The 13,167-nt window shown below is 47.2% G+C and carries 10 protein-coding genes and 2 tRNA genes; 8 read left to right on the forward strand and 4 right to left on the reverse strand.

What is annotated here, in order from left to right:
- The first annotated feature begins 63 nt into the window (after positions 1-63).
- Positions 64-978, forward strand: a complete 915-nt coding sequence (locus Selli1_RS05170) for an NAD(P)/FAD-dependent oxidoreductase (RefSeq protein WP_281845846.1) — start codon at positions 64-66, stop codon at positions 976-978.
- Between the two features lie 163 nt (positions 979-1,141).
- On the opposite strand, the gene Selli1_RS05175 is transcribed toward Selli1_RS05170, so the two are convergent.
- Positions 1,142-1,226, reverse strand: a tRNA-Leu gene (locus Selli1_RS05175).
- 198 nt (positions 1,227-1,424) lie between these two features.
- A tRNA-Leu gene (locus tag Selli1_RS05180) sits at positions 1,425-1,509 on the reverse strand.
- Positions 1,510-1,609: 100 nt separating this feature from the next.
- Here Selli1_RS05180 and pap point away from each other — a divergent pair.
- The 6 genes from pap (at position 1,610) to Selli1_RS05210 (ending at position 9,348) form a co-directional block, all read left to right on the forward strand.
- On the forward strand, positions 1,610-3,094 hold the full coding sequence (gene pap / locus Selli1_RS05185) for a polyphosphate:AMP phosphotransferase (RefSeq protein WP_087168251.1): 1,485 nt from the start codon (positions 1,610-1,612) through the stop codon (positions 3,092-3,094).
- Positions 3,095-3,211: 117 nt separating this feature from the next.
- A complete protein-coding gene (gene dnaG / locus Selli1_RS05190) occupies positions 3,212-4,984 on the forward strand; it encodes a DNA primase (RefSeq protein WP_138372463.1) in 1,773 nt (590 codons plus the stop codon).
- A gap of 36 nt (positions 4,985-5,020) precedes the next feature.
- Complete coding sequence (rpoD, locus tag Selli1_RS05195; protein WP_281845845.1) at positions 5,021-6,139, forward strand: RNA polymerase sigma factor RpoD; 1,119 nt, start codon at positions 5,021-5,023, stop codon at positions 6,137-6,139.
- A 9-nt stretch (positions 6,140-6,148) separates the two neighbouring features.
- Positions 6,149-6,853, forward strand: coding sequence for a tRNA (adenine(22)-N(1))-methyltransferase (locus Selli1_RS05200; protein WP_087168249.1), 705 nt, complete (start codon positions 6,149-6,151; stop codon positions 6,851-6,853).
- A 13-nt stretch (positions 6,854-6,866) separates the two neighbouring features.
- Complete coding sequence (locus Selli1_RS05205; protein ID WP_191426699.1) at positions 6,867-7,652, forward strand: Nif3-like dinuclear metal center hexameric protein; 786 nt, start codon at positions 6,867-6,869, stop codon at positions 7,650-7,652.
- Between the two features lie 22 nt (positions 7,653-7,674).
- Positions 7,675-9,348 (forward strand): nucleoside kinase, encoded by a 1,674-nt coding sequence (locus tag Selli1_RS05210; RefSeq protein ID WP_087168247.1) that lies wholly within the window; start codon positions 7,675-7,677, stop codon positions 9,346-9,348.
- On the opposite strand, the gene Selli1_RS05215 is transcribed toward Selli1_RS05210, so the two are convergent.
- Complete coding sequence (locus Selli1_RS05215; RefSeq protein WP_281845844.1) at positions 9,345-10,259, reverse strand: RluA family pseudouridine synthase; 915 nt, start codon at positions 10,257-10,259, stop codon at positions 9,345-9,347. The genes Selli1_RS05210 and Selli1_RS05215 overlap by 4 nt on opposite strands.
- A gap of 33 nt (positions 10,260-10,292) precedes the next feature.
- Complete coding sequence (aroC, locus tag Selli1_RS05220) at positions 10,293-11,390, reverse strand: chorismate synthase (protein WP_087168245.1); 1,098 nt, start codon at positions 11,388-11,390, stop codon at positions 10,293-10,295.
- Positions 11,391-11,598: 208 nt separating this feature from the next.
- Between aroC and Selli1_RS05225 the strand changes: the two genes are divergently transcribed.
- A complete protein-coding gene (locus tag Selli1_RS05225; RefSeq protein WP_281845842.1) occupies positions 11,599-13,143 on the forward strand; it encodes a L,D-transpeptidase family protein in 1,545 nt (514 codons plus the stop codon).
- Positions 13,144-13,167 lie beyond the last annotated feature (24 nt).

Genomic DNA, 13,167 nt, shown 5'->3' on the forward strand with positions numbered 1-13,167 from the left:
TTCTTTATTGAAACTCTGTGTTATGATCATCACTGAAAAGAAAATAGAAGCGGAGGAAATAGAATGTACGATATTTGTGTCATTGGAGCGGGGCCGGCAGGAATCAGCAGTGCGGTATATGCCGCAAGCAGAGGGTTAAAAACCATTGTCTTAGAACAGAAAAAGGTAGGAGGACTTCTTGGAAGTGTGTCGACTGTCACTCATTATGCAGGAATTCTTGCGGACGAAACAGGTGAGAGTTTTTCCCTCAGATTGAAGGAACAGGCCGAACGTGCGGGAATCGAAATTGCAATGGAAAAAGTAGTAGAAGCAGATCTTTCCGGAGAGGTAAAACGGATCGTGACAGAAGGAACGACATACGAAGCGAAGGTGGTAATCATTGCAGCAGGAACGACGCCAAGAAAGCTTGGTATTCCGGGAGAAGATACATTTGCGGGACGTGGAACAGGGCTGAATCCGGCAAAAGATGCAAAGAAGTACGAAGGCAGAGAAGCATTTGTTGTGGGCGGAGCAGACGGAGCGGTGAAAGAAGCGCTTTTTCTTTCGAAATTTGCTTCTAAAGTAACGATTATCCACTTTGAAGATACGCTGGGAGCAATTCCGGAATTTACAGAGAAAGTAAAACGGACGGCGAATATGGAGGTGCGCCTTCACAGCAGACTGTCCCGGATTGAAGGAGAGGGGCAGGCGGATCGAATTGTTATTGAAGATGAACATACGAAAGAGCAGGAGTGGATTGAGGCGCCGGGATGTGCGGTCTATATCTATGCTGGTTCAACGCCGAATACATCGCTCTATCCGGAACTGGAGAAAAAAGACGGGTATCTTGTAACCAACGAAAAACAGGAGACGAATCTGCCGGGGGTATATGCGGCGGGGGATATCTGTGTCAAACTTGTACGACAGGCGGCCACAGCGGTAAGTGACGGGGCGGTTGCTGCGATTTGGGCGGCAGCGTACGTCAGAAGCCTGTCATAATAATAAAGAAAGAAGCGAAAAGACAAGCGGAAAGAAAAAAAGATTTCTTTCTGCTTTTTTGTTTTGGAGTGCGGAAAGAGTGGAAGCTAAAAACCTTCCTTTATTCAAAAAGAAAAAGCTGAAATCCTGCATAAAATGAGGATTTCAGCTGAATAATGAAAAATGCGGAAGATGGGACTTGAACCCACACGACTGCAATAGTCACAAGATCCTTAGTCTTGCTCGTCTGCCAGTTCCGACACTTCCGCATGTGACTGCCTTATCGGCTGTCCGTAAATTATATTACTACAAGTAAAAGAAAATGTCAATATAAAAATTAAAAATAATTGAAAAATGTATATTTTTTAATCAATAGATACAATTTATCATCAGATCGTGCTATAATAGAAAATAACACATTCTGATCAAAAAAGCAGAGCCTGACCTGCAGCACTCTGCTTTCAAGATGCGGAAGATGGGACTTGAACCCACACGACTGCAATAGTCACAAGATCCTTAGTCTTGCTCGTCTGCCAGTTCCGACACTTCCGCATGTGACTGTCTTTCGACCGTCCGAAAGATATATTACTACAGATCAGAAGGAATGTCAACAAAAAAATATAATTATTTTGTAGCATGAGGAGGAAGGACGATGTTAGAGAAAATTGACTTGTCGAAAAAAATGAAGAAACCGGAATACAAAGAAGAGATTCAGACACTTTCGATCAGGCTTGGGGAACTGCAGAGAGCCTGCCAGAGTGCCAAAATTCCGGTGATGATAGTATTTGAAGGCCTGGATGCGTCTGGAAAAGGAGTGCAGATCGGCAAGCTGATCCAGGCATTGGACCCGCGGGGCTTTGAAGTATTTGCAGTCAAAAAAGAAACAGAAGAAGAAAAGTTCTATCCTTACATGAAGCGTTTCTGGACGAAGATCCCGGAGCGGGGCAAGATATCTATTTTTGACACGAGCTGGTACCGGAAGGTGCTTGGGGAGCGGTTTGAAAATCAGATGTCCAAAGGGGAAGTCGCCAAAGCATACCATACTATCCAGAATTTTGAAAAAGAACTGACTGATGACGGTATGGTGATTATTAAACTTTTCCTTTATATCAGTAAAAGGGAGCAGAAAAAGCGGTTTGAAAAGCTGACATCTTCCAGAGAAAGTGAATGGAGAGTGACAGGAAATGACTGGCGCAGAAACGAGGAATATGATGCATATCTCCAGGTGAACGAAGAGATGCTGGCAAAGACGGATACGGACTTTGCTCCTTGGACGATCGTGGAGGCAACGGATAAGAGATATGCTGCCGTCAAGATTTACAAGACGGTGATCAAGGCTCTGGAAGCTGCGGTGGAACGGAAGCCGGAGGAAGAAGAAAAAGCATCGGAACTGGATGAAAAGCCGGTAGAGTCTGTATTGAATAAAGCTGATTTGTCCCTGTCCTACACAAGAGAAGAATATGAGAAGAAAAAGAAAAAGCTTCAGAAAGAACTGACAAAACTTCATGGGGAGTTGTACCGCAGAAGAATTCCGATGATCCTCGGATTTGAAGGGTGGGACGCCGGAGGAAAGGGCGGTGCCATCAAGAGGCTGACTCAGGCACTTGATCCGAGGGGATATGTCGTGATTCCGACGGCAGCTCCGAACGACTGGGAGAAAAAGCATCATTACCTGTGGAGATTCTGGATTAAGATGCCGAAGAAAGGACATATTACCATTTTTGACCGGACCTGGTACGGACGGGTGATGGTGGAACGGATTGAAGGATTCTGCACAAAGCAGGAGTGGAAACGTGCCTATAAGGAAATGAATGATATGGAAGAACAGCTTGCGGATTCCGGCGCGATTGTAATGAAATTCTGGATGCAGATCGATAAAGACGAACAGGAGCGGAGATTTAAAGAACGCCAGGCAAATCCGGCGAAACAGTGGAAGATTACGGACGAAGACTGGAGAAACCGGGAAAAATGGGATCTCTACGAAAGAGCTGTTGAAGAGATGCTCGTGAAAACATCAACCCCGTCTGCACCTTGGATTATTGTAGAAGGAAATGATAAGTACTATGCGAGAATCAAAGTGCTTGAGACGGTAGTAGAAGCAATCCGCAGGCGGCTTTCTGAAGAAAAAGAGAAATAAAAAACAGTCTTTCATCGCTTTTTTGAAAAAATTAAAAAAAGAAAAAGGAAATCAACATCTTTTGTCGAATATATAATTTGTAGGAGAATGTACACAGGCAAGAAGGAAGGGAAAGACGTGTATTATTCAGATGACGTGATAGAAGAAGTAAGAATGAAAAACGATATTATAGACGTGATTTCTTCTTATGTAAGACTGCAGAAAAAAGGAAATTCTTATTTTGGACTTTGTCCGTTTCACAATGAAAAATCCCCGTCCTTTTCTGTCAGCCGGGACAAGCAGATGTACTACTGCTTTGGCTGCGGGGCAGGAGGAAATGTGTTTACATTCTTGATGGAATATGAGCACTATTCATTTACCGAAGCGCTCCGTTATCTTGCGGACAGAGCGGGAGTGGAGCTGCCGAAGGAACAGTATTCCAAAGAGGCAAAAGAAAGAGCAGATTTAAGAGAGACGCTTCTTGCGATCAACAAGCTTGCAGCGAAATATTATTTTGCACAGCTGAAGTCGGAAAAAGGGCGGCAGGCCTATCAATATCTGACCGACAGAGCATTGACAGAGGAGACCATCGTGCACTTCGGGCTCGGATATGCAAATAAATACAGCGATGATCTGAGCAGATTCCTGAAGTTGAAGGGCTATTCGGATGAGCTGATCGTGCAGTCCGGGCTTGCAAGTGTCGATGAGAAACAAGGAATTCATGATAAATTCTGGAATCGTGTGATGTTTCCAATCATGGACGCAAACAGCCGTGTTATTGGATTCGGCGGCCGTGTCATGGGTGACGGGAAACCGAAATATCTGAACTCCCCTGAGACTCCGATTTTTGATAAAAGCAGAAATCTTTACGGGCTGAACCGTGCAAGAAGTTCCAGAAAGCCTTATTTTCTGCTGTGCGAAGGGTATATGGATGTGATTGCGCTTCATCAGGCAGGATTTACCAATGCAGTTGCCTCCCTCGGGACTGCATTTACACCTGGACATGCATCTTTAATTAAGCGGTACGTTCAGGAAGTATATCTGACTTATGACAGCGATGAGGCAGGAACGAAGGCAGCCCTGAGAGCGATGCCGATTCTGAAAGAGGCGGGCATTACGGCGAAAGTGATCCGGATGGATCCGTATAAGGATCCGGACGAGTTTATCAAAAATCTGGGTGCGGCGGCTTTTGAAGAGCGGATCAGCAAAGCCAGAAACGGGTTTATGTACAGTCTGGAGGTGCTGGAACGTCAGTATGACATGAATTCCCCGGAAGGTAAGACCGGTTTCATGAAAGAGGCAGCGGCAAGACTTGGAGAATTTGAAGAGCAGATTGAAAGGGATAATTATACCGAGGCGGTTGCCAGAGCATATAAAGTAGCCTTTGAGGATCTGAAAAAGCTGGTGGCAAAGACGGCTATAGAGAAGGGGCTGGCAGCACCGGCCAGACGGCCGAAGCAGACTGCGGCTGTCAAGGAGAAGGAAGACGGAAATCTGAAGTCCCAGAAGATCCTTCTGACCTGGATGATTGATGATATGACAGTATTTTCTCAGGTGAAGAATTACATTACACCGGACGATTTCACCGGAAGCCTGTATAAGGAAGTTGCCTCACTGCTTTATGAGCAGTATGAAGAGGGAGATCTCAATCCTGCCCGCATTTTGAATCACTTTACGGATGAGGAAGAGCATCGGGAGGCCGCATCACTGTTTCATACAAAGATTCGTGAGCTATCCACGAAAGAGGAGCAGGAAAAGGCTCTCAAAGAGACGGTGATCAAGGTGAAAAACCACAGTATTGAAGAAGCGGGAAGAGCGCTGGACCCGACGGATATCAAAGGTCTTCAGAAGCTCATGGAAGCCAAAAAGGATCTGCAGAAACTGTATCAGATGCAGATATCCATAAAATAAAAGTATAGAACAAGCGATGAGAGGATGGACAAAAGCATGGAAGAAAACGTAGCAAAATTTGAGGAAAAGCTGAAAGAGCTGGTCGAACTTGGAAAAAAGAAAAAGAAAGTTCTGGAAATTCAGGAGATCAGTGATTTTATGGCTGATCTGGAATTATCTTCAGAGCAGATGGAAAAGGTGTATGAGTATCTGGAGGCAATGAACATCGATGTGCTGCGTATTGGAAATGATGATGACCTGGACGCAGATATTGACGATCTGATTCTTGCAGAAGAAGAGGAAGAGGTCGATATGGAAAAGATCGATCTGTCTGTGCCGGATGGGATCAGCATTGAGGATCCGGTGCGTATGTACTTGAAAGAAATCGGAAAGGTTCCTCTTTTAAGTGCAGAAGAAGAGATTGATCTGGCCAAAAGAATGGCGGAAGGCGATGAGAGTGCCAAAAAGAGACTGGCAGAGGCGAACCTCCGTCTTGTAGTCAGCATTGCAAAGCGCTATGTCGGGCGGGGAATGCTCTTTCTGGATCTGATTCAGGAAGGTAATCTTGGTCTGATCAAGGCGGTTGAGAAGTTTGATTACCAGAAGGGATTTAAGTTCAGTACCTATGCGACCTGGTGGATCCGTCAGGCAATTACGAGAGCGATTGCGGACCAGGCGAGAACGATCCGTATTCCTGTTCATATGGTGGAGACGATCAACAAACTGATCCGGGTATCCAGACAGCTCCTTCAGGAGCTCGGAAGAGAGCCGCTTCCGGAAGAGATTGCAAAAGAACTGGACATGCCTGTGGACCGTGTCAGAGAGATTTTGAAGATTTCACAGGAACCGGTGTCTCTTGAGACACCGATCGGGGAAGAAGAGGACAGCCATCTTGGTGATTTCATTCAGGATGATAATGTGCCGGTTCCGGCGGAAGCTGCTGCCGCCACACTGTTAAAGGAACAGCTCAATGAAGTGCTGGATACACTGACAGACAGAGAACAGAAGGTCTTAAGACTGCGTTTTGGAATGAACGACGGCCGGGCAAGGACACTGGAGGAAGTCGGTAAAGAGTTTGATGTTACAAGAGAACGTATCCGTCAGATTGAGGCCAAGGCACTGAGAAAACTGCGCCATCCAAGCCGCAGCCGTAAATTAAGAGACTATCTGGATTAGGAGCGGAGCATGGAATTATCAAAGAGACTTCGGGCGGTCGCCGAGCTGGTGACGCCCGGATACAGAGTGGCAGACATCGGGACGGATCACGCGTATGTCCCGATCTGGCTGGTGCAAAACGGACGGATTCCATCCGCGGTTGCGATGGATGTTAACGAAGGGCCGCTCCAGCGTGCCAGAGAACATATCGGAGAATATGGGCTTGAAGAGCAAATCGGGACAAGAAGATCAGATGGACTCAAAGAACTGAGCATCCAGGAAGCAGACAGTATGATCGCCGCCGGAATGGGCGGCGCTCTTATTATACAGATTTTGTCGGCCTGTCCAGAAACGACGGCTTCGCTGAAAGAATGTATTCTCCAGCCGCAGTCGGAGATCGGGAAAGTCCGCCGGTTTCTGATTGAAAACGGATTTTCCATTGAGTATGAGAATATGATATATGAGGATGGAAAATACTACCCGATGATGAAGGCTGTTCCGGGGAAGAGGGAGCAGTTCCCGTACACGGAAGAGGAATATGAGTATGGAAGAGTTCTTCTGAAAGAGAAACATCCGGTTCTCCATGATTTTCTGAAACGGGAAATCCGGATCCGGACAAACATTCTGGAGAATCTGAGGAAGAGCCAGGATCCGTCGGAAAGTTCCAAAGCCCGGATCATAGAGATAGAAAAAGAACTGAAGCAGCTGTACGCAGCAGAAGGCAGGTACCGGTAAAAGGAGAGGCAAGATGAAGGTAAAAGAAATCCGAAATATTTTGGTGGAGGCTGCACCGGAGAGTTATGCGCTTGACTGGGATAACAGCGGTCTCATACTTGGAAGAGAAGAAAAGGAGGTCCAAAAGGTCCTGATTACGGTTGATGTCGATGATGGTGCCGTGGAGACGGCACTGGAAATCAAGGCGGATATGATCCTTTCTCATCATCCGCTTCTGTTCCGGGCTGTGAAGCGGATTACGGATGAAGCGTTTATCGGAAGAAGAATTCTAAAGCTGATACAGGCAGACGTGGCCTACTATGCCATGCATACAAACTACGATATCTGCAGGATGGGGATGCTTGCCGCAGAAAAAATCGGACTGGAAGAGACCGGTCCGCTTGAGGAAACCGGGGAATGGCTGGGGGTTCCGTGTGGAATCGGTGTGACCGGAACGTTGAAAGAGCCGGAGAGCCTTCTTGAATTTGCGGCCAGAATCAGAACACGTTTTGGCCTGGAGGAACTTCGGTGCTTTGGAGCAGACAGGCCGGTCAAAACGGTGGCGGTCTGTCCGGGATCGGGCGAAAGTGTAGTGCAGGAAGCGCTTTTGAAAGGTGCAGATGTATTTCTGAGCGGAGATATCGGTCACCATACCGGAATTGATGCCGATGCCCAGGGGATGGCAGTGCTTGATGCGGGACACTACGGACTGGAATATCTGTTTATGGAGGATATGAAACAGTATCTGGAGGATAAAACGGAAGGCAGAATCGAAGTGATTACCATGCCGAAGCATTTGCCGTATTCCGTGATTTTATAAAGGCTGGAAAGAAGGTGTTAGTTTGCACGATGTACTACAGTATACGGTTACATTTGAAAATGGAGAAACAAAGCAGTATCCGGAAGGAACCACTTTTCTTGAGATTGCAAAAGACAGACAGAAAGAGTACAAAAATGATGTTGTTCTTGTGATTCAGGACGGAAAACTGAAAGAACTGTATAAAACGCTCCGGAAAGATTGCAGGGTCAGGCTTGTCACGACCGGAGAGGACATCGGGTATAAGACCTACAAAAGAAGTATGAGCCTGATGCTTGTAAAGGCGGTCTATGATACAGCCGGACATGATAAGATTCAAAAAGTGCGGATTCATTACTCGGTGGACCAGGGGTATTACTGTACGATTGACGGGGATATCTGTCTGGATGAGGTATTTCTAAACCGTGTTAAAGATACGATGCGAAAGATCGTAGAGGCTGATATTCCGATAGAAAAACGGAATCTCCATACGGATGAAGCGATTGAGCTGTTTCATCAATATGGTATGTATGATAAAGAAGAATTGTTCAAATACCGGAGAAGTTCCAGAGTCAACCTGTACAGGATGGGAGCTTTCGAGGACTATAACTACGGCTACATGGTGCCGTCCACAGGATATCTGAAATATTTTGAACTCTATCCGTATGATGAAGGATTTGTGATCCAGATGCCGAAAATGTCGGATCCGGAACGGGTTCCGCCTTTACAGGTGCGGGAAAAGTTGTTTCAGGTACAGAAAGAATCCATGAAATGGGGTGATCTCCAGGATATTGAAACCGTTGGCGATCTGAACCGCGAAATTGTGCGGGAGGGAGCTCAGAACATGGTACTGGTGCAGGAAGCACAGCAGGAAAAGAAGATTGCTGAAATTGCGGAACAGATCGCAAAAAGAGGTGATGTGAAGTTTGTGCTTGTGGCAGGACCTTCTTCTTCGGGAAAGACGACCTTTTCGCACAGGTTGTCCGTCCAGCTCAGGGTAAACGGCCTGCGTCCTCATCCTCTTGCGGTCGACAACTATTTTGTCAATCGGGAGCACACTCCAAAGGACGAGAAAGGGAATTATGACTTTGAGTGCCTGGAAGCGATTGACGTAGAACAGTTTAATGAAGATCTGAGACGTCTGCTTCATGGCGAAGAGGTGGAAATTCCGACCTTTGATTTTATCACGGGACAGAGGAAATACGAAGGGAAAAAGCTGAAAATGGAGAGCAGGGATATTCTTGTGATTGAGGGAATTCACTGCCTGAATCCAGAGCTTACCAAAGCTCTTCCGAATGAGCGGAAGTTTAAGATTTATATCAGTGCGCTGACACAGCTGAATGTAGACGAACACAACAGGATCCCGACTACGGACGGACGTCTGATCCGCCGGATTGTCCGTGATGCAAGGACCCGGGGCACTTCCGCGGCAAGAACAATTGCCATGTGGTATTCGGTCAGAAGGGGGGAAGAGCGAAATATTTTCCCGTTCCAGGAGGAAGCGGACATCATGTTTAACTCGGCCCTGATTTACGAACTTGCGGTATTAAAACAGTATGTGGAACCACTGTTATTTCAGATTACACCGGAAATGGAAGAATTCCATGAAGCCAAGCGGCTTTTGAAGTTTCTGGACTATTTTCTCGGGATCGGAACAGAGAGGATTCCGGCAAACTCCCTGTTGCGGGAGTTTATCGGAGGCGGATGCTATGATCTTTAAAGAGTATTCAGAGAAACAGACGGGAAGAAAGAACGCATATCATCCGGCAGCGGGGCGGTAAAGGAAAGAGGATGCCCCGTAACAGGATGGAGAAAAGAGAGACGGCAGGAGTGAAGCGCCTGCCGTTTTATTTTTGTGTAATCCGGACAGTAAAGAAAGTCGCCGGGCAGAGGATGCCCAAGATACTTCATGTGGACACGGATCTGATGGGTACGCCCTGTGTCAAGGCGGAGCCGGACGAGGGAATATCCGCCCTCGGAGTAAAGGAGTTCATAATGGGTACGGGCCGGTTCACCGTGTTCAAAGTCCACCCGGCGTTCGATGGTAGATCCTTCTTTACGTCCGATTGGAGCATCGATGATTCCGGAAACATCCGGAGTGCCTCTGACAACTGCAAGATACTCCCGCTTAATCTGGCGGGCAGAGACCATCCGGGAAAGAAGGGCAGCGCTGTAGGCATGCCTGGCAAGGATGAGAAGTCCGGTTGTGTCCCGGTCCAGACGGTTGATACAGCGGTACACAAATGATTCCCCTTTTTCTTTGAAATACCAGGCGGCAGCATTGGCGAGAGTATTCTCGTAATTTCCCTGAGACGGATGAATCGGCATGTCAGCCGGTTTGTTCACGACAAGAAGATCTTCATCCTCGTATACAACCGGAAACGGAAGCGGACGCGGAACAATATGATCGGAGGAACTGTCTTCGACAATCCTCACCTGAAGGCAGTCGCCCGGCAGGAGTGGATCGTGTGCTCGTGCCCAGACACCGTTTTTTAGAATTCCCTCCGGAGTTTTTTTGAGGGAGACGATGACAGCATGAGAATATCCCCTGCTTTTCAGAAAGCTTTGGACGGTAAGCAGCGCAGCCGTACCGTCCGTTTCTTGTATGATATAGGTCAGTTCTCTTTTCATAAAGGACTTCCTTTCTCTCGTTTGAGCGTGAGATTACCGGTAAATCCGGAGAAGATGATCCATGGAGGCGCTCATGTTCCGAAGCAGCAGATCCACGGTGGTAAGCGCTGCCATGGATTCTACAACGACAACGGCCCGCGGGACAATGATCGGATCATGTCTTCCTTTGACAGAGATGTCAACCTCTTCCATAGAGGAGTTGACCGTCTGCTGCAGAGAGGAGATGGAAGGAGTCGGCTTGATGGCCGCACGGAAAATGACAGTGCTTCCGTCACTCATCCCTCCAAGTGTTCCGCCGGAATGATTTGTCTTCTTGGTGATCTGTCCGTCTTTCAGGCAGAAAGCGTCATTGTTTGTGGAACCGTTTGAACGGGCGGCTTCAAAGCCATCTCCGATTTCAAATCCTTTGACAGCTCCGATGGAAAGAACCGCGTGGGCAAGGAGGGCGTCCAGCTTGTCAAAAACCGGTTCGCCGATGCCGGCAGGAAGTCCCGCGATCTGACATTCGATAATGCCTCCTGCGGAATCCTGGTTTTCCATACAGGTACGCAGATATTCTTCCGCTTTTTGAGAGTATCCCAGATGAGGCATACAAAGCGGACTGCTTTTCAGAACGGAAAAGTCGTACTCATCAGCAGGGATGGTGTATGGACCGATCGCTTTCGTATATGCCTGAACCTGGATGCCGAGATTTTTCAGAAGGAGAGAAGCGATGGCGCCGGCAGCAACACGTCCGATCGTTTCTCGTCCCGAGGAACGTCCGCCGCCCCGGTAATCCCGGAATCCGTATTTTGCATCGAAGGTATAATCCGCATGACCGGGCCGGTAACAGTCTTTGATCTGAGAATAGTCATGGGAGCGCTGGTCCTGATTCCGCACGAGAAGGGAGATTGGTGTACCGGTTGTCTTTCCCTCAAACACGCCGGAGAGGATTTCTACTTCGTCTGCTTCCTTGCGCATGGTAGAGTAAGCATTCTGTCCCGGCTTTCTGCGGTTTAAAAAGGCCTGAATATCGGAAGGGGAGAGTGCAAGCCCTGCCGGGCAGCCGTCTACTACGACACCGATGCCGGCTCCGTGGGATTCTCCCCATGTTGTAATCTGAAAAAGAGTTCCAAAAGATGATCCTGCCATAATGATACCTCCAAATATACAAAATAATCTGAATAAACTTCTATCTATTATATAGAAGCACTGAAAAAACTGCAATCGAAATTTGAGGGAAAACGCCGAAAAGTAAGTAGGATATACGACAAGATTCAACAAATTTTCACTGTACTTTTCCACATAGACATATTATAATAGCGATGTATAAGGTAAAATAGTAAGGGGTAGATATTGAATGAAGAAAAACGAAAATATTCCGGAAGAAGAACTCCGGATTTCGGATCAGGATCATACAATGGACAGTGAAAATGAAATAGCAAGAAAGACGAGAATCAAACATAGACGGGGACCAAGGAAAAAGAAAGAGAAACGCCGGATATCCAAGGCGGCAAAGAAACGGATCGCGATTACCTGCGGCAGCATTGTCGGAATTGTAGCGGTTGCCTATTTTGGCGGAGTGATCTTTTTTCAGAGCCATTTCTATCCGGGAACAACGATCAACGGTAACAGCTTTTCACTCAGAAGCGTTCATGATGCGGAGGATTATATGGCAGAGCAGGTTGCCGGATACACGTTGACATTAAATGAAAAAGACGGAGGAACGGAGACGATCTCCGGAAAAGATATTGACATATCCTATCAGGAGAGCGGTGCTCTTGAGAAAGTCAAGGAGGAGCAGAATCCATTTCTCTGGCCGACGGCACTGTGGACAAAAACCGATGTCACAACGGAAGTCGGAATCGAATATAATGAAGAAAAGCTGGCAGGGTTTGTTTCCATGCTGAAGTGCGTGACTTCCGCAGGCCAGACTGCCTCAGAAAATGCACATCCGGTATATGACGGAAACCAGTTTGTCATCCAGGAGGAAGTAGTCGGAAACCAGGTGAATCAGGAGACGCTTCTTCAGAAGGTAAAAGAGTCCGTAAGCGGCTTTAATCAGGAAATGAATCTGGAGACGGAAGGATGCTATATCACACCGGCTTACACGAAAGATTCTCCGGAAGTGCAGGCTGCGGTTGATACCATGAATAAGTATCTCCAGAGCAAGATTACATATGATCTGTCACCAAAGACAGAAGTAGTAGATAAGACGCTTATTTCCCAGTGGCTGACGGTTGATGAGAATATGCAGGTGACATTCAATACCGATCAGGTGAATGCCTATATTGCGCAGCTTGCCACAAAGTATAATACAGTTGGAACGACGCGGACATTTGTGACGGGCCGCGGAGATACAGTGCAGGTATCCGGAGGTGACTTTGGCTGGTATTTAAATCAGGAAGACGAGTATGCGGCTCTGGTTGCGAATATTCAGAGCGGCGAAGAAGTTTCAAGGGAGCCGAAATGGTCCAGAAGAGGAGCGGATCACGGAGACGACAATGACTACGGAGACACTTACGCGGAAGTGGATCTGACGACACAGAAATTCTGGTTTTTCCAGAACGGAGAAGTGATCATGAACTGTGATATTGTCAGTGGAACTCCGAATGGAGAAGATGACACGCCGCAGGGAAGCTATGACCTGACTTACAAGACCAAGAATGCAGTACTTCGTGGAGAACTGCTTGCAAACGGAGAGTATTCCTATGAATCTCCGGTGGCATTCTGGATGCCTTTCAATGGAGACATCGGATTCCATGATGCGTCCTGGCAGACACGATTCGGAGGGGACTGGTACCTGAACCATGGTTCCCACGGATGTATCAATATGAAATACGATGATGCGGCAAAGCTTTATGATCTGATCAATGAGACGACACCGATCATCTGTCATTTCTAAACCAGATTTCAGAACGGAGCAAAG

The sequence above is a fragment of the Sellimonas catena genome (assembly GCF_027924685.1).
In the GTDB taxonomy this organism is placed as follows: domain Bacteria; phylum Bacillota; class Clostridia; order Lachnospirales; family Lachnospiraceae; genus Sellimonas; species Sellimonas catena.

What these genes read in the sequence shown, in the direction of transcription:
- aroC (WP_087168245.1), bottom strand. Translation starts at nt 11,390, where the DNA reads ATGGCAGGATCATCTTTTGGAACTCTTTTTCAGATTACAACATGGGGA.
- Selli1_RS05225 (WP_281845842.1), top strand. Translation starts at nt 11,599, where the DNA reads ATGAAGAAAAACGAAAATATTCCGGAAGAAGAACTCCGGATTTCGGAT.
- Selli1_RS05170 (WP_281845846.1), top strand. Translation starts at nt 64, where the DNA reads ATGTACGATATTTGTGTCATTGGAGCGGGGCCGGCAGGAATCAGCAGT.
- pap (WP_087168251.1), top strand. Translation starts at nt 1,610, where the DNA reads ATGTTAGAGAAAATTGACTTGTCGAAAAAAATGAAGAAACCGGAATAC.
- Selli1_RS05205 (WP_191426699.1), top strand. Translation starts at nt 6,867, where the DNA reads ATGAAGGTAAAAGAAATCCGAAATATTTTGGTGGAGGCTGCACCGGAG.
- Selli1_RS05200 (WP_087168249.1), top strand. Translation starts at nt 6,149, where the DNA reads ATGGAATTATCAAAGAGACTTCGGGCGGTCGCCGAGCTGGTGACGCCC.
- rpoD (WP_281845845.1), top strand. Translation starts at nt 5,021, where the DNA reads ATGGAAGAAAACGTAGCAAAATTTGAGGAAAAGCTGAAAGAGCTGGTC.
- Selli1_RS05215 (WP_281845844.1), bottom strand. Translation starts at nt 10,259, where the DNA reads ATGAAAAGAGAACTGACCTATATCATACAAGAAACGGACGGTACGGCT.